The organism is Pantoea sp. X-Soil-MYKO-1289 (assembly GCF_059730625.1).
Genome location: NZ_AP036004.1, coordinates 3357628 through 3382088 on the forward strand (window position 1 = coordinate 3357628; position 24461 = coordinate 3382088).

The 24461-nt window shown below is 58.5% G+C and carries 22 protein-coding genes and 1 other annotated feature; of the genes, 6 read left to right on the forward strand and 16 right to left on the reverse strand.

The window, feature by feature from the left end; translation table 11 throughout:
- Positions 1-193: 193 nt before the first annotated feature.
- From ispH to ribF, 5 genes are read right to left on the reverse strand one after another with little or no spacing between them, the layout of a single operon-like run.
- Positions 194-1147, reverse strand: coding sequence for a 4-hydroxy-3-methylbut-2-enyl diphosphate reductase (ispH, locus tag AC6I7Z_RS16005; protein WP_276723683.1), 954 nt, complete (start codon positions 1145-1147; stop codon positions 194-196).
- On the reverse strand, positions 1128-1598 hold the full coding sequence (fkpB, locus tag AC6I7Z_RS16010; RefSeq protein ID WP_497814929.1) for an FKBP-type peptidyl-prolyl cis-trans isomerase: 471 nt from the start codon (positions 1596-1598) through the stop codon (positions 1128-1130). The genes ispH and fkpB overlap by 20 nt, the downstream gene beginning before the upstream one ends.
- 3 nt (positions 1599-1601) lie before the next feature.
- Positions 1602-2105, reverse strand: a complete 504-nt coding sequence (gene lspA, locus AC6I7Z_RS16015) for a signal peptidase II (RefSeq protein ID WP_048782340.1) — start codon at positions 2103-2105, stop codon at positions 1602-1604.
- On the reverse strand, positions 2105-4924 hold the full coding sequence (ileS, locus tag AC6I7Z_RS16020; RefSeq protein WP_497814930.1) for an isoleucine--tRNA ligase: 2820 nt from the start codon (positions 4922-4924) through the stop codon (positions 2105-2107). Before ileS ends, lspA begins: the two co-directional genes overlap by 1 nt.
- A 28-nt stretch (positions 4925-4952) precedes the next feature.
- Positions 4953-5876: a bifunctional riboflavin kinase/FAD synthetase gene (gene ribF / locus AC6I7Z_RS16025; RefSeq protein ID WP_497814931.1), complete on the reverse strand. Its 924-nt coding sequence runs from the start codon at positions 5874-5876 to the stop codon at positions 4953-4955.
- Between the two features lie 317 nt (positions 5877-6193).
- Here ribF and rpsT point away from each other — a divergent pair, with 317 nt between their 5' ends.
- The gene (rpsT, locus tag AC6I7Z_RS16030) at positions 6194-6457 is read left to right on the forward strand and encodes a 30S ribosomal protein S20 (RefSeq protein WP_033749434.1); all 264 of its coding nucleotides are present in this window, start codon (positions 6194-6196) and stop codon (positions 6455-6457) included.
- 118 nt (positions 6458-6575) lie between these two features.
- On the opposite strand, the gene nhaA is transcribed toward rpsT, so the two are convergent.
- The 3 genes from nhaA to dnaK all read right to left on the reverse strand — a co-directional run bounded on the left by nhaA (position 6576) and on the right by dnaK (position 11080).
- A complete protein-coding gene (nhaA, locus tag AC6I7Z_RS16035) occupies positions 6576-7748 on the reverse strand; it encodes a Na+/H+ antiporter NhaA (protein ID WP_497814932.1) in 1173 nt (390 codons plus the stop codon).
- A gap of 175 nt (positions 7749-7923) precedes the next feature.
- Positions 7924-9069 carry a molecular chaperone DnaJ gene (dnaJ, locus tag AC6I7Z_RS16040; RefSeq protein WP_033749431.1) on the reverse strand — a complete coding sequence of 382 codons (1146 nt, stop codon included), beginning with the start codon at positions 9067-9069 and terminating at the stop codon, positions 7924-7926.
- Between the two features lie 100 nt (positions 9070-9169).
- Positions 9170-11080 (reverse strand): molecular chaperone DnaK, encoded by a 1911-nt coding sequence (dnaK, locus tag AC6I7Z_RS16045; RefSeq protein WP_033793446.1) that lies wholly within the window; start codon positions 11078-11080, stop codon positions 9170-9172.
- Between the two features lie 548 nt (positions 11081-11628).
- Here dnaK and AC6I7Z_RS16050 point away from each other — a divergent pair.
- From AC6I7Z_RS16050 to AC6I7Z_RS16060, 3 genes are read left to right on the forward strand one after another with little or no spacing between them, the layout of a single operon-like run.
- Entirely contained in the window at positions 11629-12039 is a 411-nt protein-coding gene (locus tag AC6I7Z_RS16050; RefSeq protein ID WP_497814933.1) for a GNAT family N-acetyltransferase, read from the forward strand.
- A gap of 24 nt (positions 12040-12063) precedes the next feature.
- Positions 12064-12753, forward strand: coding sequence for a helix-turn-helix transcriptional regulator (locus tag AC6I7Z_RS16055; RefSeq protein ID WP_497814934.1), 690 nt, complete (start codon positions 12064-12066; stop codon positions 12751-12753).
- A 19-nt stretch (positions 12754-12772) separates the two neighbouring features.
- Positions 12773-14071, forward strand: coding sequence for a cytosine permease (locus tag AC6I7Z_RS16060; RefSeq protein WP_497814935.1), 1299 nt, complete (start codon positions 12773-12775; stop codon positions 14069-14071).
- A 19-nt stretch (positions 14072-14090) separates the two neighbouring features.
- Here AC6I7Z_RS16060 and AC6I7Z_RS16065 read toward each other — a convergent pair whose 3' ends face one another.
- From AC6I7Z_RS16065 to tal, 3 genes are all read right to left on the reverse strand, one after another.
- A complete protein-coding gene (locus AC6I7Z_RS16065) occupies positions 14091-15392 on the reverse strand; it encodes an MFS transporter (protein ID WP_497814936.1) in 1302 nt (433 codons plus the stop codon).
- A 110-nt stretch (positions 15393-15502) separates the two neighbouring features.
- A complete protein-coding gene (gene mog / locus AC6I7Z_RS16070) occupies positions 15503-16090 on the reverse strand; it encodes a molybdopterin adenylyltransferase (protein ID WP_497814937.1) in 588 nt (195 codons plus the stop codon).
- 115 nt (positions 16091-16205) lie between these two features.
- A complete protein-coding gene (gene tal / locus AC6I7Z_RS16075; protein ID WP_033749420.1) occupies positions 16206-17159 on the reverse strand; it encodes a transaldolase in 954 nt (317 codons plus the stop codon).
- Positions 17160-17366: 207 nt separating this feature from the next.
- On the opposite strand from tal, the gene yaaA reads away from it, so the two are divergent.
- A complete protein-coding gene (gene yaaA / locus AC6I7Z_RS16080; RefSeq protein ID WP_497814938.1) occupies positions 17367-18143 on the forward strand; it encodes a peroxide stress protein YaaA in 777 nt (258 codons plus the stop codon).
- A 41-nt stretch (positions 18144-18184) separates the two neighbouring features.
- Here yaaA and thrC read toward each other — a convergent pair whose 3' ends face one another.
- From thrC to thrL, 4 genes are all read right to left on the reverse strand, one after another.
- Entirely contained in the window at positions 18185-19471 is a 1287-nt protein-coding gene (gene thrC / locus AC6I7Z_RS16085) for a threonine synthase (protein ID WP_497814939.1), read from the reverse strand.
- A gap of 3 nt (positions 19472-19474) precedes the next feature.
- Positions 19475-20404: a homoserine kinase gene (gene thrB / locus AC6I7Z_RS16090; RefSeq protein WP_497815465.1), complete on the reverse strand. Its 930-nt coding sequence runs from the start codon at positions 20402-20404 to the stop codon at positions 19475-19477.
- Positions 20405-20406: 2 nt separating this feature from the next.
- On the reverse strand, positions 20407-22869 hold the full coding sequence (gene thrA, locus AC6I7Z_RS16095) for a bifunctional aspartate kinase/homoserine dehydrogenase I (RefSeq protein ID WP_497814940.1): 2463 nt from the start codon (positions 22867-22869) through the stop codon (positions 20407-20409).
- Positions 22870-22894: 25 nt separating this feature from the next.
- Positions 22895-23012, reverse strand: a sequence feature (Thr leader region).
- Positions 22951-23022, reverse strand: coding sequence for a thr operon leader peptide (gene thrL / locus AC6I7Z_RS16100; protein ID WP_071997498.1), 72 nt, complete (start codon positions 23020-23022; stop codon positions 22951-22953). It overlaps the preceding feature by 62 nt.
- On the opposite strand from thrL, the gene AC6I7Z_RS16105 reads away from it, so the two are divergent.
- Positions 22991-23206, forward strand: a complete 216-nt coding sequence (locus tag AC6I7Z_RS16105) for a hypothetical protein (RefSeq protein WP_497814941.1) — start codon at positions 22991-22993, stop codon at positions 23204-23206. The genes thrL and AC6I7Z_RS16105 overlap by 32 nt on opposite strands.
- A gap of 11 nt (positions 23207-23217) precedes the next feature.
- On the opposite strand, the gene AC6I7Z_RS16110 is transcribed toward AC6I7Z_RS16105, so the two are convergent.
- Positions 23218-23913 (reverse strand): tRNA/rRNA methyltransferase, encoded by a 696-nt coding sequence (locus tag AC6I7Z_RS16110; RefSeq protein ID WP_497814942.1) that lies wholly within the window; start codon positions 23911-23913, stop codon positions 23218-23220.
- Between the last annotated feature and the right edge of the window lie 548 nt (positions 23914-24461).

Genomic DNA, 24461 nt, shown 5'->3' on the forward strand with positions numbered 1-24461 from the left:
AAACTATGCATGCAAAGCGCAATCAGGTTAACGGTCAGTTACCAGACGCGCCACTACTAAACCGGGATAATTAGAATTTCAGGGTAGCGCTTACCGATTATCAGTAAAAGCAATTCCGCTGGCTGGAACTCAACCCTTTCGCCCATAAAAAAGGCCGACTGTCGTCGGCCTTTCAGCAAGCTGAGGTGCTGGATTACTGCACGTTGCGCACTTCGACGCGCAGCTCTTTCGGCACTTCAAAAACAATGTTCTCTTCGCGGCCGATCAGCTCGATGGCCGCTTCGCCACCCATTTCGCGCAGGCGCTGGATCACCTGCTGCACCAGAATGTCGGGCGCCGATGCGCCAGCGGTTACGCCGATACACGCAATGCCTTTTACCCACTCCTCCTGGATGTCATCCGCGGAGTCGATCAGTTTCGCCAGCTTGCCGGCACGCTGCGCCAGCTCCGCCAGGCGATTGGAGTTTGAAGAGTTTTTCGAGCCGACCACCAGCACCACTTCCGCATCGCGCGCCAGCACGCGCACCGCTTCCTGACGGTTGGTGGTGGCATAGCAGATATCGTCTTTACGCGGCCCGATAATTGCTGGAAAGCGCGCGCGCAGCGCATCGATCACGTCAGAGGTATCATCGACCGACAGCGTGGTCTGCGTCATAAAGCAGAGATTGCTCTCATCCTTTACCTGCAGCTTAAAGACATCTTCCGGCGACTCCACCAGATACATGCCGCCGTTCGGGTTGCTGTACTGGCCCATGGTGCCTTCGACTTCCGGATGCCCGGCATGGCCGATCAGGATCGCTTCCACCCCTTTACGGCTGGCGCGCGCCACCTCCATATGCACCTTGGTCACCAGCGGACAGGTGGCGTCGAACAGCATAGTCAGGCTGCGCGCTTTCGCTTCGGCGCGCACCGCCTGCGATACGCCGTGCGCCGAGAAGATCAGAATGGCGTTATCCGGCACTTCGCTGATCTCTTCGATAAAGATTGCGCCGCGTTCGCGCAGGCTGTTCACCACGTAGCGGTTGTGCACCACTTCATGGCGCACATAGATCGGCGCGCCGTACATCTCCAGCGCGCGCTCGACAATGCTGATGGCGCGATCGACGCCGGCGCAGAAGCCGCGCGGGTTAGCCAGCAGGATTTGCATCGTTTGCCTCCAGTGCCGGATTGACTTCCAGCACGTCGATATCGAAGTGAACCTGATGACCGGCCAGCGGATGGTTGAAATCCACGGTGATGGAATCACCGGAGATTTCGCGGATCACGCCGGGCATTTCGCTGCCGCCCATGCCGGTAAAGAGCATGATGGCGCCGATTTCCGGCTCGCCCGCATTAATAAAGTCGCGGCGCGAGAAGTACTGGATCAGATCCGGGCTGACGGCGCCGAACGCCGCTTCCGGCGCCAGCGTAAAGGCGTGCTTATCGCCCGCCTTCAGTCCCAGCAGCTCCTGCTCCAGCGCGGCGGAAAGGCTGCCGTCGCCCAGGCGGAACAGCGCCGGTTTGCCGGACGCAGAGGTCGACTCCGCGACGGAGCCATCCTCAAGCTTCAGCGTGAAATGCAGCAGCACCGCGCTGTCGCGCTCTACAGAGACACTCATGTCTTACCCTTGTTTTGCCTGTTTGCCAGAGGGGCTGAGAAAGCCCTCCAGCACCACTAACGCGGCGCCGATACAGATGCCGCAGTCAGCGATATTAAAGGTGGCGAAGTGCCAGTCGCCGATATAGAAGTCGATAAAGTCGACAACGAATCCGTGATAAGCACGATCGAACAGGTTGCCCGCCGCGCCGCCGATAATCAGCGCGTAGGCGATATTAACGATTTTCTGGCTGGCGCGGCTGCGGTACATCATCACCAGCAGCGCCACCACGATAGCGATAGCGATGCCGGCGAAGAACCAGCGCTGCCAGCCGCCTTTATCCGCCAGGAAGCTGAACGCCGCGCCGTAGTTGTGCGCGTAGAACAGGTTGAGGAACGGCATCAGCGGCTGCGTTTCATGCAGCATCATGTTGTTCATCACCCACTGTTTGCTGGCGAAATCGACCAGGATCACCGCCAGCACCAGCCATACCCAGCGTAAGCCGGTTGAGAGAATAGGTTTACGCATCAGGCAAATTTACGCTCTTCGCCGTTGCCGGCCAGGTTGGTGTAACAGCGTCCGCACACGGCAAGATGCTCCGCGTTCTGGCCGACGTCCGTAGTGTAGTGCCAGCAGCGCGGGCATTTCTCGCCTTCCGCTTTATGCAGCGCGATTTTCAGACCTTTTACCAGCTCGCTCTGCTGCGCTTCTTCGCTCGCCAGCGCGTAGTCCGCCACCGTCGCGCCTGAGGTCAGCAGCACAAAGCGCAGCTCGTCGCCCAGCGCCTGCAGCTTCTCCGCCAGCGCCGCATCGGCATAGAGCGTCACGGTCGCTTCCAGCGCGCCGCCGATACGCTTGTCGCCGCGCGCCTGCTCGATCGCCTTGTTGACTTCGCCGCGCACCTTCAGCAGCTCCGCCCAGTAGGCGTCGTTCAGCGCCTCGTCCTGCGACAGGCCGAACAGGCCGCTATACCACTCCTCGGTGAAGACGTACTGCGCGCGTTTGCCCGGCAGATAGCCCCAGATTTCGTCGGCGGTAAAGGACATGATCGGCGCCATCCAGCGCACCAGCGCCTCGGCGATATGCCACAGCGCGCTCTGGCAGCTGCGACGCGCCAGGCTGTCGCGCTTCGCGGTGTACTGGCGATCCTTGATGATATCCAGATAGAACGAGCCCATCTCGATCGAGCAGAACTGCATCAGGCGCTGGATAACCTCGTGGAAATCGTAGTTTTCGTACGACGCGACGATGTCCGCCTGCGCCGCCTGCGCGCGGCCGACCGCCCAGCGATCCACCACCACCATCTCTTCCGGCGCCACCATATCGGTTTCCGGGTTGAAGCCGTTGAGGTTCGCCAGCAGGAAGCGCGCGGTGTTGCGGATACGACGATAGGCGTCGGCAGAGCGTTTCAGGATTTCGTCGGAGACCGCCATCTCGCCGGAGTAGTCGGTAGAGGCGACCCACAGACGCAGAATATCCGCGCCCAGTTTGTTCATCACGTCCTGCGGCGAAACGGTGTTGCCGATCGACTTGGACATCTTGCGGCCCTGACCATCGACGGTAAAGCCGTGGGTCAGCACCTGACGATAAGGCGCTTTGCCTTTCATCGCGGTCGAGATCATCAGCGAGGACATAAACCAGCCGCGATGCTGGTCGGAGCCTTCCAGATACATATCGGGCGCGTGGCCGCCGAATTCCGGACGGGCGTCAACCACCGCATAGCTGGTGGAGCCGGAGTCAAACCAGACGTCCAGCGTATCCGGCACCTTGACGTAATTGTCGGCGTCGTCGCCCATCAGATCGCGCGGATCGAGATCCCACCACGCCTGGATGCCGTCCTGCTCGACGCGCTGCGCGACTTTCTCCATCAGCGCCAGCGTATCGGGATGCAGCTGCTCGGTCTCTTTATGCACAAACAGCGCCATCGGCACGCCCCAGGTGCGCTGACGCGAGATGCACCAGTCCGGGCGATTGGCCACCATCGCTTCGATACGCGCCTGGCCCCAGTCCGGGATCCACTGCACGCCTTTGATCTCTTTCAGCGACTGCGCGCGCAGCCCTTTCTGATCCATGCTGATGAACCACTGCGGCGTGGCGCGGAAGATGATCGGCGTTTTGTGACGCCAGCAGTGCGGGTAGCTGTGCAGCAGTTTTTCCACATGCAGCAGCGCGCCCTTCTCTTTCAGCAGCTCAACGATGACGTCGTTGGCTTTGAAGACGTTCAGGCCGTCGAGGGTCGGATAGGTGCCCGGCAGATAGGTGCCGTCCGGGCCAACCGGGTTCGCCACTTCGATGCCATATTTCTGGCCGATGACATAGTCGTCCGGACCGTGGCCCGGCGCGGTGTGCACGGCGCCGGTACCGGCTTCGAGGGTCACGTGTTCGCCCAGCACCACCGGCGACTGAATGTTCACCAGGAAAGGATGCTGGAAGGTCAGACGCTCCAGCGCCGCGCCTTTGCATTCGCCCAGCACGGTCCACTCGGCGACGCCAGCGCGCTTCAGCACGCTCTCGACCAGCTCTTTCGCCAGGATCAGGGCGCGACCGTCGATCTGCACCAGCTGATAGTCGAATTCCGGATGCAGCGAGATAGCGCGGTTGGCCGGCATGGTCCAGGGCGTGGTGGTCCAGATCACCAGCGAGATCGGGCCGTTGACCGGCGCGTCGCCGAACTGCGCGCGCACCGCGTCGCGGTCTACCGCGTTAAACATAACGTCGATAGAGGGCGAGGTTTTGTCATAGTATTCGACTTCCGCTTCCGCCAGCGCCGAGCGGCAGTCCAGACACCAGTGCACCGGCTTCGCGCCTTTGTGCAAATGACCGTTGCCGATGATTTTGCCCAGCGCGCGGATGATATTGGCTTCGGTCTGGAAGTTCATCGTCAGGTAGGGACGATCCCAGTCGCCCAGCACGCCGAGACGGATAAAGTCCGCCTTCTGCCCTTCTACCTGCTCGGCGGCGTATTTGCGGCACGCTTCGCGGAATTCGGCCGGCGTGACCTTCTCGCCCGGCTTGCCGATCATCTGCTCGACCTTATGCTCGATCGGCAGACCGTGACAGTCCCAGCCCGGCACGTAAGGCGAGTCGAAGCCCGCCATGCCTTTCGACTTAACGATAATGTCTTTCAGAATCTTGTTAACTGAGTGACCAATATGGATGCTGCCGTTGGCATAGGGAGGGCCGTCATGCAGGATAAAGGTTTTTTTCCCTTTTTTGGCTTCGCGGATGATGCCGTACAGGTTGTCATCATACCAGCGCTGCAGCATTCCCGGCTCGCGTTTGGCAAGATCGCCACGCATCGGGAACCCCGTTTCGGGCAAATTCAGGGTAGATTTATAGTCACTCATCAGATTCTCGTTTCCGTATTTTGCGGGGTTAAAGCCCAAAGAAGTGCCGGGCGGTTACCACATCTTTCGCAATTTGTTCTTTCAACGCCTCCAGTGAGGCAAAGCGCTGCTCGTTACGTATCTTATGCTTCAGCACCACATCAATGTGCTTTCCATACAGATTGATATTGATGTCAAGCAGGTGAACTTCAAGCTGCTGGCGCAATCCTTTTACCGTCGGTCGCGTGCCGATATTGGCGACGCCGGGAACGGGCGCGCCCAGGCCGAGCACTTCCACCGCATACACGCCTTTCACCGGCGAGACGATGCGGCGTAAAGGGAGATTCGCGGTGGGAAAACCGATGGTGCGTCCCAGTGCATCGCCGTGCACGACGCGGCCAGAGATACTGAAAGGATGGCCCAGCAGCGTTTGCGCCAGCGCTAAGTCGTCATCGGCCAGCGCCTGACGCACGGCGGTGCTGCTGATGCGCTTGCCGCCGTCGCAGAAGGTTTCGGTGCTGACGACGTCAAAGCCGTACTCGGCACCCGCCTTCTGTAATAACAGGAAATCGCCCTGACGACCAGCGCCAAAGCGGAAATCATCCCCCACCGCCAGGTACTTGACGCCCAGCTTATCCACCAGCAGATCGGTGATGAAACACTGCGCCGACTGCGCAGCGAAGCGGCGGTCAAAGCGCACGCAGAGCACGCGATCGACGCCCGCCTCCGCCAGGAACCTCAGCTTCTCCCGCAGGCGCGTCAGGCGCGCAGGCGCTCTGTCTCCGGCAAACAGCTCAAGCGGCTGCGGCTCGAACAGCATCACCATCACCGGAAGCTGGCGTTTTCGTCCCTCTTCGCACAGGCGCGCCATCAGCGCCTGGTGGCCGCGATGCACGCCGTCGAAGTTACCAATGGTCAGGACGCAGCCGCGATGCTGCTCGTTTAGATTATGAATACCGCGGATAAACTTCATGGCTGACTCAAACCGGTGGAAATCGGCGGATTATACCCTTGAAACCGGCTAAGGTTAACCCGTAGCCACACCTTTCCTGCGCAGAAGGCGCCATTTATCGGGGCTCAGCGCATGCCGCCCGTTTATCCGAGAATTTTGTTGGGAAAGGCTGTATTCAACGAGGGGAAGCTGGTAGAATCTTGCGCCATCAATTACGTAACCGGGCGTGGTTTGTAAAACGACGCTTATTTGCACAAATCCATTGACAAAAGAAGGCTCAAAAGGCATAGTCCTCGGCCTTTGATTTGTCCATATAGAACACATTTGGGAGTTGGACCTTGGCTAATATCAAATCAGCTAAGAAACGCGCCGTAACATCTGAAAAACGTCGCAAGCATAACGCGAGCCGTCGTTCTATGATGCGTACTTTCGTTAAGAAAGTATACGCGGCGATCGCAGCTGGCGACAAAGCTGCTGCGCAGAACGCATTTAACGAAATGCAACCGATCGTGGACCGTCAGGCTGCTAAAGGTCTGATCCACAAAAACAAAGCTGCACGTCATAAAGCTAACCTGACTGCTCAGATCAACAAAATGGCGTAAGCCTTTGTTCATCGCTTTGTAAAAAGAACCGGCGCTTAGCCGGTTTTTTTTCGTCTTAAGCAAACGCCAGGCTCCAGGCAAGCGCCTGATCCAGACGCTGCCCGATGAAAGGCGACCGCTAAGCCGTTCGCTGCGCCAGACGCCGCCCCAGAATCACATAGCCCGCTACTGCAGAGAGAATCGACCCTAGCAAAATGCCCAGCTTCGCCAGCGTGATAAGCTGCGGATTGCTCTCGCCGTAGGCCAGCGAGGCGATAAAGATCGACATGGTAAAGCCGATGCCGCACAGCACGCCGACCGCGGCGATATCCGCCAGGCGGGTATTTTGCGGCAGCGTCGCCAGCCTGAACTTCACCGCCAGCCAGCAGAAAAGCGTAATGCCCACCGGCTTGCCAATCAGCAGTCCCGCGACAATCCCCAGCGGCAGCAGCGAGAAGATATCCCCTGCGTGAATGCCCTCCAGCGATACGCCCGCATTGGCGAAGGCGAACAGCGGCAGGATCAGCCAGCGCACCCAGGGATGAAGCGCATGCTCAAGATGAATCGCCGGTGAATGGCCCTCCTGCTTTTTCAGCGGGATCAGGAAGCCGACTACCACGCCCGCCAGCGTCGCATGCACGCCCGATTTCAGCACCGCGGTCCACAGCACCATGCCGACCAGCAGATAGAGGCCGGTATTGCGCACGTTCAGCAGATTCATCGCCGCCAGCACGACAATCGCCGCAGCGGCGACGCCCAGCGCGGCCATCGACAGATCGCTGGTGTAGAACAGCGCAATCACCACGATCGCGCCGAGATCGTCGATAATCGCCAGCGCCATCAGGAAGATTTTCAACGCCGGCGGCACGCGGCTGCCGAGCAGCGCGAGGATGCCCAGCGCGAAGGCGATATCGGTGGCGGTGGGAATCGCCCAGCCGCTGCGCGTAGCAGCATCTGCGCCGTTAAACGCCAGAAACAGCAGTCCGGGCACCAGCATGCCGCCCAGCGCGGCAATCAGCGGGAAAATCGCCTGTTCGCGCTTCGCCAGCGCGCCCATCACCATCTCGCGCTTTACCTCTAAGCCGACCATCAGGAAGAAGATCGCCATCAGCGCGTCATTGATCCACAGCAGCAGGTTCTTGCTGATATCAAGCGATCCAAAGCGGAACTCGACCGGTATAGCCAGCAGGTTTTGATAAGCCTGCTGGGTGCCAGCGTAGTTCGCCAGAAACATCGCCAGCGCAGCCGCCAGGATAAGCACGATGCCGCTTGTAGCATCATTCTGTAGCCATTTTTTAAGTTTAATATTCACATTATCTCCCGACTTATTACCTGTGCTATTCCAGAGCAGCGGCTATCATAACGGTTAACAAACCGTTGTTCGGTTATTAAAAGATCTCTTTACGGAACTTTAAGCTCTATGGGGAAAAAAAGAGCATAAAAAAAGCCAGCGACTGAGCGCTGGCTTCATGCTTACCGGATACGGATTAGCGAGTTAAATCGTCAAAGAACTTCTTCACGCCGTCGAAGAAGCTTTTCGAACGCGGGCTGTTGTTCTCGCCGGTCGGACCGCCGAAGCTCTCTTCCAGATCGCGCAGCAGCTTTTTCTGCTTCTCGTTCAGATTGACCGGCGTTTCCACCACGACGCGGCACAACAGATCACCAACCGCGCCGCCGCGTACCGACTTAACGCCTTTACCGCGCATGCGGAACAGCTTGCCGGTCTGGGTTTCAGCCGGGACTTTGAGCTTCACGCGTCCGTCCAGCGTCGGCACTTCGATCTCGCCGCCCAGCGCCGCCATGGCGAAGTTGATCGGCACTTCGCAGTAAAGGTTGTTGTCTTCACGCTCGAAGATCGGGTGTTTCTTCACCGATACCTGAACGTAGAGATCGCCGGCCGGCGCGCCCTGCTCGCCCGCTTCGCCTTCGCCGCTGAGACGAATGCGATCGCCAGTATCCACGCCTGCGGGAATTTTCACCGACAGGGTTTTCGATTTCTCGACGCGTCCATGACCATGGCAGGCGTTGCACGGATCTTTAATCACCGAGCCGCGGCCGTGACAGGTCGGACAGGCCTGCTGCACGGTAAAGAAGCCCTGACGCATCTGCACCTGGCCTGCGCCGTGGCAGGTCGGACAGGTTTGCGGCTGAGAACCCGCCTTCGCGCCGCTGCCGTGGCAGACGTCGCACTCCTGCAGCGTCGGGATGCGGATCTCTTTGGTCACGCCGCGCACCGCTTCTTCCAGCGTCAGCTCCATGTTGTAGCGTAAATCGGCGCCGCGCGCTGCGCGTTGACGACGACCGCCGCCAAAGATATCGCCGAAGACGTCGCCAAAGATATCGCTGAAGTCCGCGCCGCCGCCGCCAAAGCCGCCGCCGCCGAATCCACCGCCGCCCATGCCGCCCTGTTCAAAGGCCGCATGACCGTACTGATCGTATGCCGCGCGCTTCTGCGCGTCGGTCAGGATTTCGTAGGCTTCCTTGACCTCTTTGAATTTGGCTTCCGCTTCTTTGTCACCCGGATTGCGGTCGGGGTGAAATTTCATCGCCAGGCGTTTATACGCCTTTTTAATTTCACGTTCGTCTGCGGATTTGGAGACGCCTAAAATCTCGTAGTAGTCACTCTTCGCCATTTTTAGCCCTTAACATGCTCGCACGGGCGTGGAGAGATCTCCTACGCCCGTGCTGGTTTCAACGGCTGTCAGGCCAACCGTCGCGCCCGGTCAGGGGCAATTATTTTTTGTTGTCTTTCACTTCTTCGAATTCAGCGTCGACCACGTCGTCGTCTTTCTTCGCAGAAGCGTCGGCTGCGTCCGCGCCGCCTGCCTGCTGCTGCTGCGCCGCTTCCATCAGCTTGCTGGAAACCTGCATCAGCGCCTGCATTTTAGCGTCGATCGCCTCTTTGTCTTCGCCTTTCAGCGCGGTTTCCAGCTCGCTCAGCGCGGACTCGATTGGCGCTTTGTCGTCAGCGGAGAGTTTATCGCCCGCTTCTTCCAGCTGCTTGCGGGTGCTGTGCGCAATCTGGTCGCCCTGGTTGCGCGTCTGCACCAGCTCTTCGAACTTACGATCCGATTCAGCGTTCGCTTCTGCATCGCGAACCATTTTTTCGATTTCGTCCTCGTTCAGACCGGAAGAGGCTTTGATGGTGATCTTCTGCTCTTTACCGCTGTTCTTGTCTTTCGCTGAAACGTGCAGGATGCCGTCCGCATCGATATCGAAGGTGACTTCGATCTGCGGCATGCCGCGCGGCGCCGGCTGAATGCCGTCCAGGTTGAACTGGCCCAGCGATTTGTTATCGCTTGAACGCTTACGCTCGCCCTGCAGCACGTGAATGGTCACGGCAGACTGGTTGTCTTCAGCGGTTGAGAACACCTGGCTGTGCTTGGTCGGGATCGTGGTGTTCTTGCTGATCAGCGAGGTCATCACGCCGCCCATGGTTTCGATACCCAGCGACAGCGGGGTCACGTCCAGCAGCAGCACGTCTTTTACATCGCCCGCCAGCACGCCGCCCTGTACCGCAGCGCCGACAGCGACCGCTTCGTCCGGGTTAACGTCTTTACGCGGCTCTTTACCGAAGAACTCAGCCACTTTGGACTGCACCATCGGCATACGCGTCTGACCACCGACCAGGATCACGTCGTTGATGTCGGAGACAGAGAGTCCCGCATCCTGCAGCGCGACTTTCAGCGGCTCGATAGAGCGGCTGACCAGATCTTCTACCAGCGACTCGAGCTTCGCGCGGGTCACTTTGATGTTCAGGTGTTTCGGACCGGTCGCGTCCGCCGTGATATACGGCAGGTTAACGTCGGTCTGCTGCGCAGAAGAGAGCTCGATTTTCGCTTTCTCTGCCGCTTCTTTCAGGCGCTGCATCGCCAGCGGATCGTTGTGCAGATCGATGCCCTGATCTTTCTTGAATTCGGCAACCAGATAGTTGATCAGACGGCTGTCGAAGTCTTCGCCGCCCAGGTGGGTGTCACCGTTGGTCGCCAGCACTTCAAAGGTTTTTTCGCCGTCGACTTCATCGATTTCGATAATAGAGATATCGAAGGTACCGCCGCCCAGGTCGTAAACCGCGATGGTGCGGTTGCCCTGGCCTTTATCCAGACCGTAAGCCAGCGCGGCTGCGGTCGGTTCGTTGATAATGCGTTTTACTTCCAGACCTGCGATACGGCCGGCATCTTTGGTCGCCTGACGCTGCGCATCGTTGAAGTAGGCCGGAACGGTGATAACAGCTTCGGTCACCGGCTCGCCGAGGTAATCTTCAGCGGTCTTTTTCATTTTTTTCAGCACTTCCGCAGAGATCTGCGGCGGCGCCATTTTCTGACCTTTTACTTCCAGCCAGGCATCGCCATTGTCGGAAGAGGTGATTTTGTACGGCATGATTTTAATATCACGCTGCACTTCTTCGTCCTGGAAGCGACGGCCGATCAGACGCTTGATAGCGAACAGCGTATTCTGCGGGTTGGTCACCGCCTGACGTTTAGCCGGCTGGCCCACCAGAGTTTCGCCATCCTGCGTATAGGCAATAATTGAGGGCGTGGTGCGATCGCCTTCGGCATTCTCCAGCACGCGCGCTTTACCGCCGTCCATGATCGCAACACAAGAGTTGGTTGTACCCAGGTCAATACCAATAATCTTACCCATCTAAACGTCTCCCACTTAAATTCTTTGTCAATTTGGGTTGTGAACCCCTTAATGCGGGCGCTTTGTTGGCTTTCAACCGCCATTACTCGCTTTTTTTCCCGGGCTCACAACGCTCGATGACAACTAGATGGGGCCGCTTCGAAGCGCATCAAGGGTTAAAAGAAAATTTTTTTTCGCTGCCGGCTTGGCCGCGCCGTCCGCGCCTGGCGCTTTCGGCTGCGCAAAGAAAAAGGCCGCGCAACGCGCAGCCTGTTGAACGACATATTGATTTAGCGTGATGTGAAGCGTACGACTCAGCGAAGGAGTCGAAAAAAATATATTATCGTTATTATTACAAAGCTAACTGGTTTTCTCTTTTCCCTGATACCGGCGAATAGTCGCGATGCCATCTCATTAAATAACTGGGCCAATCATAATATTAAGGGGGTTAAATCACAGGGGGGATATTATCTCTTGCGTCCCGCCGAACCTCATGGTAGTAATGGAAATTCCGAGCATTTCATCTCCCCTCAGCTCATTTCCTGTTTTTATCATATGGACATTATTATATGGAAATAAAGGTCAGCCATATTGAGGATAGTCAGACTGAAGAATATATTATTCAACAGCTCTGGCAGCATAATAGCCGCTTCGCCGACGTGAATATGAAGCCGCTCAACGTTATATTGTATGATGATGAACAGCATATTCAGGGCGGACTGCTGGCGCACACCTGGTTCGGCACGCTGGATATCCACTATTTATGGATCGACGAGACGCATCGCAAACACGGCACCGGACGCGAGCTGATGCAAAAAGCCGAAGAAGAAGCGCGCCGCCGCGGCTGTCATATGGCGGTAGTGGATACCTTAAGCTTTCAGGCGCGCGGCTTCTACGAGAAGCTAGGCTACCGCGTCTACGGCGAACAGGATGGCTACGCGCAGCGCTTTGCCCGATATTATCTGGCAAAAAGATTATAATCCGCCCCTAATCAGCGAGGCGCTATGGGCAGCCCATATCGCAGTATCGACGATTTTCTTGCCGCCTTTGCCACCACCATGGATCTATTACCTACGCCATGGGGTTTTAAAGACGCGGCGTCACAACACCTCTATATGAATAGCGCGGCGCGCTTATATACCGCTACGCCTAAAAACTATTCTTTAGAGGGAAAAAAAGATAATGAGTTTCCCACCCCCTGGAGCGACTGCGCCGATGATTTTTGCGAGCATGACGAAAAAGCCAGAAAGCTGAAAGCGTGCGTCGCCGTTATAGAAACGCACTACTGGTATGGGAAAAACTACCTTACCCCTTTTATCAGCGAAAAATTCCCGGTCTTTGATAGCCGTAACGTTTTTCTGGGCTGTATCTGGAACGCGCGTCCGGTGGAAAGCATTACCGCGCTGACGTTTATTCATCCGCAAAAGAGTTCAGTGCTAAACACCCAGCTTGAACACCCTCTTTTTACGCCCGCCGAACTGGATGTGATTTTTCTGCTGCTCAGGCGATTCAGCGCCAAAGAGATCGCGCGGATTTACAACCTCAGCGTGAAAACCATCGGCAACCGCATCGCCTCCCTCTATCAAAAATCGGGCGTGCATTCGCTGCAGCAGTTCGAGCAGTACTGCCGCGCTGAGTCGCTGGAGAACTATCTGCCAGAGAAGCTGCTCAGCAAAGGCGTCTCTTTTATTTAAACCGGCAAGGAAAACCTGCGTGAGTAAATTTGATGACTACCCGTTGAGCCGGGTGCCTGCGGGCGAAAGGCTCTCGCTGCTTAGCGTCGCTATCGTGCATATGGGCATGCTGACCGCGCTCGATCAGTTTATGCTCGGCGCCGTGCTCGGCAACAGCATGACGCTCGGCGAAGCCTTTACCGCCATTACCCTGGCGAGCCTGCTGTTTGGCTTTCTGACTTTCGCGCTCGGCTACGCCGGGATGCGCGAAGGTCTGTCGGGCAGCCTGCTGGCGCGCTGGTGCGGCTTCGGCCGCCACGGCTCGGTTCTCATCGGCCTGCTGGTCGCCATCAGTCTGCTGGGCTGGTTTGGCATTCAGAATGCGGTTTTCGCCCGGTCGCTGAGCTACGCCCTGGACGGCAAGTTGAGCTTCGCGCAGTCCGCCTCCTTGTCGGGCGCGGTGCTGACGCTGCTGGTCGCCTTTGGCTTTAAGGCGCTGCGCTTTACCGCACGCGTGGCGGTTCCGCTGTTTATCGCGCTGGTCGGCTGGATCTTCTGGCACGCCTTTCACGGTCAGGCGGGCAGCGCTATTCCGCCGGTTGCGGCCACAGAGGCCATTACCGCGAGCGCCGCCATTACCATGGTGATCGGCGGCGCCATTCTCGCTAGTTTGATGACGCCAGATCTGACGCGCTTCTCACGCAGCGGCAAAGACGTTTTCGCCATCACGCTGCTGACCATTCTGGCGGGCGAGTACGGCGTTAACGGACTGGCCATTCTGATAGCGAAAGAGCTGCATACTTCTGACATCATCGCCATTATTACCCAGACGACCAGCACGCTGGGGCTGTTCGCGGTGGTCTTTTCGACCCTGCGCATCAACGACCTTAACCTTTACTCTTCGGCGCTGGGCATCGCCAACGCCACGGAAGGGCTGACCGGCTTTAAGCCGCGCTATAGCGTCATCACCCTGCTGCTCGGTTTTCTCGGCACGCTCTGCTCAGTGCTGGGCATTCTCGATCGCTTCGTGGATTTTCTGGAGCTGTTGGGCGTGATTTTCCCGCCGGTGCTGGGCGTGATGATTGTGGATTACTATCTGCTGAAGACCGATCGCCAGACGCTGGCGCAAAGCCGCGACAGCAACGCGCTGCCGGCGACCTCGCGGCTTATCGGCTGGCCTGCGCTAATCGCCAGCGTGGCAGGCAGCGCCACCGGACTGCTGGTTGAGCGCGGCGTGCCGGTTTTCAACTCGATTATCGTCGCCTGCCTTGTTTACCTGCTTACCGCGCCGCTGATGAAGCGCGCCGCGGCGACGCCGAAAGCGGCTGCCGTCGACTAATCCCTCCTGACGCGCCTGGCTATAGGCGCGTATCGCTCGCCAGCGCGCCCTGCCGTTCGACATGGTAAAGCCACACCCCGATCAGCAATCCGAGCAGCGCCAGCGCCAGCACATACCAGGCGGGCGCCAGCGGCGTCAGGCGCAGGATCAGCGTGACGAAGATGGGCGTCAGGCCACCAAAGATGGCATAGGCGACATTGTAGGAGAAAGAGATGCCGGTAAAACGCACCGGCGCCGGAAAGGCGCGCACCATCAGATATGGCACCACGCCCACCACGCCGACGCTCAGCCCCGCCAGCCCGTAGTTGAAGAAGAGGCCATCGCCATCCGGCGTCTGACTGGCGAAAAAATGCCAGCTGCAAACCGCCAGCAGCAGTGAGCCGCCCATCAGGGTTTTCGCCGCGCCCATCCAGTCCACCAGCCACCCGGCAATCACGCAGCCCGCCAGCAGCATGACCGTCGCCAGACAGTTGGCCTGCAAACTCAGCGCGGCGCCGATGGCGTGCTGTTTCTGCATCAGCGCAGGCGCCATTAAAATCACCACCACGATACAGGCGGAGAGCAGCCAGGTCAGCAGCATAGAGAGCAGCACGCCGCCTTTATAGTGAGTGAGCACCGTTTTTAACGGCAGCGTATCGGCCAGCGTTTTACGCTGCTGCATCTGCTGGAAAACCGGTGTCTCATGTAGCCAGCGACGCAGATACATCGCCAACAGCCCAAACAGCCCGCCGAGGAAAAAGGGAATACGCCAGCCGATGCTGGCGACCGTCTGCGGCGTCATGCTGCTGTTGATGGCGGTCGCTACCAGCGAACCGAGCAGGATGCCGGCCGTCAGTCCGGCGGTCAGGGTGCCGCAGGCGAAACCAATGCGCTTTTCTGGCACATGCTCCGCCACAAACACCCAGGCGCCCGGCACTTCGCCGCCAATCGCCGCGCCCTGCAGCAGGCGCAGCAGCAGCATCAGCAGCGGCGCGGCGATGCCTGCCGTATCGTAGGTTGGCAGCACGCCCATCGCCAGCGTCGGCAGCGCCATCAGCAGGATGCTCAGGCTGAACATTTTCTTGCGCCCCACCTTGTCGCCGAAATGCGCCATAATCAGGCCGCCGAGCGGGCGCGCCAGATAGCCGGCGGCGAAAATGGCAAAGGTCTGCAGCTGGCGCAGCCAGTCAGGAATATCAGGCGGGAAAAAGAGTTCGCCGATAACCGCGGCGAAAAAGACGAAAATGATAAAGTCGTAGAACTCCAGCGCGCCGCCGAGCGCGGCCAGCGACAGCGTTTTGTAATCTTGCTTTTTCAGGCGATGGGCAGCATGTGAATCCATAAGCGTACAGGTTCCAGAGGTAAAGTTGGATTTGTAAATTTACGCTTACTATACCGTCCATCTTTCACTACACCAGCGTCGCCAGAGGCTATGCCTGAAATGACGGATCTTTAGTTATTTATCTGCTTTATAGCGCTTTTGGGGCGAAAAGCTGCTACCACTTCGCTGTGCGTTTCGACATAAGGCCCTTCCAGCAGCTGTAAACAATAAGGTACAGCCGCGAAAATCCCTGGCACTTTCACCTTGCCGTCAGCCTCTTTCACCCCTTCCAGCGTCTCTTTAATCGATTTCGGCTGTCCCGGCAGGTTCAGCACCAGCGACTGTTTGCGGATCACGCCGACCTGGCGCGACAGAATGGCAGTAGGCACAAACTGCAGGCTAATCTGACGCATCTGTTCGCCAAAGCCGGGCATCTCGCGGTCGGCCACCGCCAGCGTGGCGTCGGGCGTGACGTCGCGGCGCGCCGGGCCGGTGCCGCCGGTGGTCAGTACCAGATGGCAGAAACGCTCGTCCACCAGCTCGCAGATCGCCTGTTCGATCAGCGGCTGCTCATCCGGGACCAGACGGGTTTCGGTGGTAAAAGGGGTCGCCAGCGCGCTGCTTAGCCAGGCTTCCAGCGCCGGAATGCCCTGATCCTGATATATGCCGTTCGCAGCGCGATCGGAAACGGAGATCAGGCCAATGCGTAAAGTATCCATGATGTTGTTACCCGGGTTGACCGCAAAGCGGTAAGACAAAAGAGGAATAGCAGAGAGGATAATAGAAAGTGAGGCAAAGAGAAAACCGTGGCGGCGAGGCCGCCACGGCAACAGATTACAGCAGGTCGGCAATCATTTTCTCAAGCTTGCCCTGGTCGACGGCGAAGTTGCGGATGCCTTCCGCCAGTTTCGCGACCGCCATCGGATCCTGGTTGTGCTGCCACAGGAACTCAGATTCGGTCATTTTCGCCGGACGCGCTTTGACGTCGCCGCTGTAGCTCAGCTTGCGCTCAACCGTGCCTTCGCTCTCCGCCAGCTCTTTCAGCAGCGCCGGAGAAATGGTCAGGCGATCGCAGCCCGCCAGTTCCAGAATCTCGCCGACGTTACGGAAGCTCGCGCCCATCACCACGGTTTCATAGCCGTGCTGCTTGTAGTAGCTGTAGATTTCAGAAACCGACACCACGCCCGGATCTTCGTGCGGCGCGTACTCTTTCTTGTCGGTGTTGTTTTTGTACCAGTCGAGGATACGGCCCACGAACGGCGAAATCAGGAACACGCCCGCTTCGGCGCAGGCGCGCGCCTGTGCGAAGGAGAAGAGCAGCGTCAGGTTACAGTTGATGCCCTCTTTTTCCAGCTGCTCCGCCGCGCGGATGCCCTGCCAGGTCGACGCCAGCTTGATCAGGATACGGTCGTTGCTGATGCCCGCGTCGTTGTAGAGTTTGATCAGGCTTCGCGCTTTGGCGATGCTGCCTTCGGTGTCGTAGGAGAGACGCGCGTCGACTTCGGTCGAGATGCGGCCCGGGATCAGCTTGAGGATTTCCAGACCAATGTTGACGGCCAGTTTGTCCGACACCAGCGAGATCAGCTCATCTTTGCTGCCGTTCTGCTCGCGCGCCCAGCTAATCGCTTCGTCGATCAGCTTGCGGTATTCAGGGATCTGCGCGGCGTTGAGGATCAGAGAAGGGTTGGTGGTGGCGTCCTGCGGCTGATAGAGCTTCATGGCTGCGATATCGCCGGTGTCGGCGACAACGGTGGTGAGTTGACGCAAGGAGGTCAGTTTGTCCGTCATGTCTGTTGTCTCTTATGTAATGTCAGGGTGAAAAAGGCTGTTGCGATAATATCATGCGGCAACCGAGGCGCAAGGTCGCCAGATGCCGTTTACGATAGCGCGAACGAATGGCTGCGATTTGCCTGTCGCTGCGGCTTTTTTGTTACACTCGGCGGCCTGACAAGTGACATTTCCCTGTAGCGACAAAGGATAACCGAGGAAGCGACTATGTTAATGGTGATCTCACCCGCCAAAACGCTCGACTTTAGCAGCCCGCTGGCGACCCGGCGCTATACCCAGCCTGCGCTGTTAGAAAAATCACAACAGCTGATTGAGGTGGCGCGCGATCTCTCACCGGCGCAGATCGCTTCGCTTATGGGCATCAGCGACAAGCTGGCGCTCCTGAATGCCGAACGCTTCAACAGCTGGCAGCCCGACTTTACGCCGGAGAATGCGCGCCAGGCGATTCTGGCGTTCAAAGGCGACGTTTACACCGGCCTGCAGGCGGAGAGCTTCAGCGAGGCAGATTTCGACTTTGCCCAGCAGCATCTGCGCATGCTCTCCGGCCTGTACGGCGTGCTGCGTCCGCTCGACCTGATGCAGCCCTATCGTCTCGAGATGGGGATTAAGCTGGCCAGTCCGGCAGGCAAAGATCTCTACAGCTTCTGGGGCGATCTGCTGACGCAGCATATCAACGCCGCGCTGCAGGAACAGGGCGACGAGGTGCTTATTAATCTGGCGTCGGACGAGTATTTCCGGGCGATCAAGCCGAAGCAGCTGCAGGGCCGCCTGGTGAAACCGGTATTCCTCGATGAAAAGAACGGCGCCTTTAAGGTCATCAGCTTTTACGCTAAAAAGGCGCGCGGCCTGATGAGCCGCTACGTTATTCAGCATCGCCTGACCGATCCCGAAGCGCTGAAGGCGTTTGATGTCGACGGCTATTTCTATGATGAGGCAAGCAGCAGCGAGAACGAGCTGGTGTTTAAGCGTTACGAGCAGAAATAAAAAAAGGGCGGCCAGGAGGCCGCCCTTTTTACAGGCGTCAGTCAGGCCTTAAGTAAAAACGCGCGCAGCGGCGCGAAATCCGCCTGCATCGCGTGCGACAGCAGCGGCAGGCCGGCGCGATCCGCCAGCGCCTGCGGCAGCGGCAGCGCCTGGCCGAGGATCGCCTCTACGCTTTCCTTGAATTTCGCCGGGTGCGCCGTGCCGAGGAACAGGCCGAACTCCCCTTCCTGCAGCTGATCGCGCAGCAGACGATAGGCGATGGCTGCGTGCGGCTCGGAGATATAGCCGATTTCCGCCAGCTCGCGCATCGTCGCCTCGGTGGTCTCATCGCTCACTGCGCCGTAGGCAAGATCGGTCAGGCGCCAGGTTTTGCGGCGGAACAGCTCCTCTACGCGCGGCCAGTTATTCGGCTGGCTGACATCCATGGCGTTCGACAGCGTGGCGACCGTGGCGTTCGGCGTCCAGCTGCCGTCCTGCAGGAAGCGCGGCACGGTGTCGTTGGCGTTGGTGGCGGCGATAAAACGCTTGATCGGCAGGCCGAGCGATTTCGCCAGCAGGCCGGCGGTGAGATCGCCGAAGTTGCCGCTCGGCACCGACACCACCAGCTGATTGCGTTTCTCCTGCGGCAGCTGCGCCACCGCTTCGAAGTAGTAGCAGATCTGCGCCAGCAGGCGGCTGATATTGATGGAGTTCGCGGAGTTCAGGCCGATCGCCTTTTTCAGCTCCTCGTCGTCGAATGCCTGCTTCACCAGCGCCTGACAGGCGTCAAAGTCGCCGTCGATAGCGATAGTTTCGATATTGCCGCCCAGCGTGCAGAACAGCTTCTCCTGCAGCGGGCTGATTTTGCCCTGCGGGTAGAGAATCACCACGCGGACGTTTTCCATGCCGTAAAAGGCGTGCGCCACCGCCGCGCCGGTATCGCCGGAGGTCGCGGTCAGGATAGTGATCTGCTCGTCCGCGCCCGAGACGTAAGAGAGCATCTGCGCCATAAAGCGGCCGCCGAAATCTTTAAACGCCAGCGTCGGGCCGTGGAACAGCTCCAGGCAGGAGATATCGTCGCTGACTTTCGCCACCGGCGCGGGAAACGCAAAGGCGGTTTTAACGCGTTCGGCCAGCTGATGCGGCGCGATTTCATCGCCAATATAGGCAGAGAGAATTTTGCTGCTGCGGCTGACGAAATCCATCTCCAGCATCGCGTCGATGTCGGTCAGCTCGAATTCCGGCAGTTCAAGCGGGAAGAAGAGCCCCTGCTGCGATCCCAGGCCCTGTTTCACCGCCTGCGAAAAGCTCACCTGCTCGTTATGATCCTTAAGGTTATAGAGTTTCATGCGTTATCCCAGTTTACGTGCGCCAGCCGTATCAAGACGGCAAATATGGACGAAGCCTTCATCATTCTGCAGATAGTGCTGGCGCAGCCAGTCCGCCATCCGCTGCGCCGTTTCCATCTGATTGCAAACGGCGAAAAGCGTCGGGCCGGAACCCGAAATGCCGCACGCCAGCGCGCCGATGTCAACGGCGGCCTGACGCGCCTCGGCAAAGCCCGGCAGCAGTTTGGTGCGGTAAGGTTCGGCGATCACATCCTGCATCAGTTTAGCGGCCAGCAGCGGCTGCCCGCTATGACAGGCGTGAATAAAGCCCGCCAGCAGACGGCCGTGTTTGATCACATCCTGTTTGCGATACTGCGCGGGCAGAATGGCGCGCGCTTCGGCGGTAGAGACTTTAATGCCCGGATAGGCCATCACCCACAGCCAGTCGTCGAAGCCCGGCACCGCCTGGCTGATGATGCCGTTCTCCTCCAGCATCAGCTGGATGCCGCCGAGAAAGCATGGCGCGACGTTGTCATAATGCACGCTGCCGGAAATGCGCCCCTCCAGCTCGCCCATCAGCGTCAGCAGCTGAGTGTCGCTGAGCGGCTTGCCGCAAAACTCGTTCATCGCCATTAAGCCAGCTACCACCGAGCAGGCGCTGGAGCCGAGGCCAGAGCCGATCGGCATATTTTTCTCCAGCGTCATCGCCACCGGCACCTCTTCGCCGATCGCTTCGCAGAAGCGCTGCCAGCACTGATAAACAATATTCTCTTTGGGATCGTCCGGCAGCTTGCTGACAAAGCGTCCGCTGTTCTGCAACGAAAAGCGCGGCGCCGCTTCTACCGTGACGCAGTCGCCCAGCAGCGCGCCATCCACCGGCGACACCGCCGCGCCCAGCACGTCGAAGCCGACGCTGACGTTGCCAATCGAGGCCGGTGCGTAAATTTTTACCATCATCAAACTCCCAACTTCCACGACAGGGTGCGCAGCAGATCGGCGAAGACGCCCGCCGCGGTCACATCATTTCCCGCGCCGTATCCGCGCAGCACCAGCGGGATCGGCTGATAATAACGGCTGTAAAACGCCAGGGCGTTCTCGCCGTTTTTCACTTTATAGAGCGGATCGTTGCTGTCGACCGCGTCAATCTTCACTTTGCAGACGCCGCCCTCTTCGATCGCGCCGACGAAGCGTAACACTTTTCCTTCATCACGCGCTGCGGCGACGCGCGCGGCGAAGGCGCCGTCCAGCTCCGGCAGACGCTGCATAAAGGTTTCGACGTCGGCGATCTCGTTCAGGCTGGCGGGCAGCAGCGGCTCAATCTCGATATCGCTCAGCTCCAGCTTATGGCCCGCCTCGCGCGCCAGGATCAGCAGCTTGCGCGCCACGTCCATGCCTGAGAGGTCGTCGCGCGGATCGGGCTCGGTAAAGCCCATTTCGCGCGCCAGCATCGTCGCCTCAGAGAGCGACACGCCCTCGTCCAGCTTGCCGAAAATAAAGGAGAGCGACCCCGAGAGGATACCGGAAAACTTAATCAGCTCGTCGCCGGCGTTTAACAGATTTTGCAGGTTTTCAATCACCGGCAGTCCCGCGCCGACGTTGGTGTCGTAGAGGAATTTACGACGCGATTTCGCAGCGGCAGCGCGCATCTGCTGATAGTAATTCCAGGAGGAGGTGTTGGCCTTTTTGTTCGGTGTTACCACGTGGAAACCGTCGCCGAGGAAGTCGGCATAGAGATCGGCCACCGCCTGGCTGGAGGTGCAGTCGACGATCACCGGATTCAGCAGGTGATACTCTTTCACCAGTCGTGTAAGGCGGTCAGGATTAAACGGCTCTTTGGCTTCGCTCAGCGCGCCTTTCCAGTCGCTCAGGTCGATGCCGTGCACGTTAGTCAGCAGCGCGCGCGAGTTGGCGATGCCGCAGACGCGCAGATCGATATGCTTCTGTTTCAGCCACGCCTGCTGGCGATAGAGCTGATCCAGCAGCGCGCCGCCGACGCCGCCGACGCCAACCACAAAGACTTCAATCACCTGATCGGTGGCGAACAGCATCTGGTGCACCACGCGCACGCCGGTGGTGGCGTCATCGTTGTTCACCACTACCGAGATCGAGCGCTCTGACGAGCCCTGCGCGATGGCGACGATATTGATATTGGCGCGCGCCAGCGCGGAGAAGAATTTCGCGGAGATGCCGCGCAGGGTACGCATCCCGTCGCCGACCACGGAAATCACCGCCAGCTGCTCCATCACACCCAGCGGATCGAGCAGGCCATCTTTCAGCTCCAGATAGAACTCCTCCTCCAGCACGCGGCGCGCCCGCGCCTGCTCGTTCTGCGGCACGCAGAAGCTGATGCTGTATTCAGAAGAGGACTGGGTAATCAGCACCACTGAAATCCCGGTGCGCGACATGGCGGCGAAGACGCGCGCCGCCATGCCGACCATGCCCTTCATGCCCGGCCCGGAGACGTTGAACATCGCCATATTATTCAGATTGGTGATGCCCTTGACCGGGTTTTCGTCCTGCTCGCCTTCGCCGCCGATGAGCGTGCCAGGCGCCTGCGGGTTGGCGGTGTTTTTAATCAGGCACGGGATCTGGAACTGCGCGATAGGCGCGATGGTGCGCGGATGCAGCACTTTCGCGCCGAAATAGGAGAGCTCCATCGCCTCCTGGTAGGACATCGACTTCAGCAGGCGCGCGTCGGGCACCTGACGCGGATCGCAAGTGTAGACGCCATCGACATCGGTCCAGATTTCGCAGCAGTCGGCGCGCAGACAGGCGGCCAGCACCGCGGCGGAGTAGTCGGAGCCGTTACGGCCCAGCACCACCAGCTCGCCTTTCTCGTTGCCTGCGGTAAAGCCGGCCATCAGGATCATATTTCGCGGCGGGATCTGGCTGGCGGCGATGCGGCGCGTCGATTCGGCGATATCGACGGTGGATTCGAGATAGTGGCCGACGGCCAGCAGCTTCTCCACCGGATCGATCACGGTGACGCCGTGGCCGCGCGCCAGCAGCAGCGCCTCCATGATGGCGATGGAGAGCTTCTCGCCGCGGCAGATAATAGCGGCGTTGACGCTGTCGGGACACTGCCCCAGCAGGCTGATGCCGTGCAGCACCTGCTTCAGCTGGGCGAACTCCAGGTCGACGCGGGTTTTCTGCCCGTCATAGTCGAAGCCCGGCTGCTGCTGCGCCAGCCCCTGCAGCAGCTCGTCGAAAATGCGCTCGGCGTCGCTGATATTGGGCAGCGCGTCCTGGCCGCTGATGGTCTTCTCGATCATCGCCACCAGATGGTTGGTAATCTTCGCAGGTGCAGAGAGTACGGTGGCAACCTGTCCCTGCTGCGCATTACTTTCCAGAATGTCAGCGACGCGAAGAAAACGTTCCGCGTTCGCTACCGAGGTCCCACCGAATTTCAGCACTCGCATGTTAAAGCTCTCCTGAATTTTTGCCGAAAAAAAAGCCCGCACTGTTCAGGTGCGGGCTTTTTTCTGTTTTTCCTGTATGCGTCAGCCCGCACCGTTACCTGTGGTAATGGTGGTTGTAATAATGGTGATGTTCAGGCTGGTTGAGTTACGCATTGAGATTTTTTCTGTCTGTCTTTTAGAGTCTGTCTGCCTTCCAGAAGTAAAGCAAAGCGCCGATCAAGTCAACGAATTTGTCCGGCGGCGACTTTTTCGCCGCTGCGCACTGCTGCCTGCCGAGCCGGAAATCGCCTGCAGAATCGTTTGCCTGCTGCGCGCTTTTTGCGATCAGCCGCTGTGAAAGGCGCTTTTTCAGGAAGATTTATCTATAAGTTTTTTTTCTACATCATGCAGAAGACGGTGCAGCATGGCGCTGTCGCGCTGCTCCAGCAGGCCGATACGCTGATCGATCCAGTCGGCCATTTTGCGATCGTCGCCTACCTCCAGCGTCTGCAGCAGCCGTTCAAAACGGTGGCGCAGCGCCTCCAGCTGCTGCGGATCCGCCTGCACCGCCGCGGGCGGCGCCACGCGATTAAGCGAGGAGAGCTGATAGCAGTACACCATGACCGCCTGACCGAGGTTGAGCGAAGGATAATCCTGCGCCATCGCGATGCCGGTCAGCAGATCGACCTGATCCAGCTCTTCATTCGTCAGCCCGCTATCCTCGCGCCCGAAGACCAGCGCCATGCTGCTCACCCACTGACGCTTCTCCAGCAGCTGCGCTTCGACCTGCTGCGGCGTGGCGTAGTAGCGAAATTTAGCGCGGCTGCGCGCCGTGGTGGCGACGGAGAAGTCGATATCGGCCAGCGCGTCGCTCAGGGTGTCGAAGGTGCGCAGGCTATCGAGAATGTCGCCTGCGCCGTGCGCGACTCGCCGCGCGGCAGGATCCTGCCAGGCGTCGCTGGCGACGATGCGCAATTCGCGAAAGCCCATGGTTTTCATTGCCCGCGCCGCTGCGCCAATATTTTCCGCCCGGGCGGGCGAAACCAGAATAAGGGGGAAACGCATGATTATTCCATTTGTGTTTAGAAATCGCGCCGTATAGTAGCATGCGCAGTTGTTAAAGCCGGAATGTCGGGGGGTGGAGAAATAATTTGTTAAGGATGTTAAAACCTTATAAATAACCTTCACAGCCTTCAATGCAATCGTACCTGGCAATAACCAGGATTAAGCGCTGAAAAATGATTCTAATCAGCAGCGTAATCGCGAGGCCGCCACAATTGTCATTTGCGTATACATAATGTGTATATGTAGCGTAATTGATATTTTTTGTGAGCTAAGCTTGCATTACAAGAGAAGTTTTTCACACAAGTGTTAACGTGCTACAATTGCATTTGATATAAGTCAACGAAGCGTTGTTTTTATGCTTATCGGTTGTTGTTGGTGCTGTTAGGTTGCTGTTAATACGGTTAGGATATGCGCCAAAAGATTCTCTCCTGGGGCAAGCAATATTCATTCTGACTGGCTGAGCTAACACTGTTGTTGACGTTGATAGATGGTGTATCAAGAACATAATTTCGTACAACGGTTAAGCGCCACACATCGCGCTTTTTAGC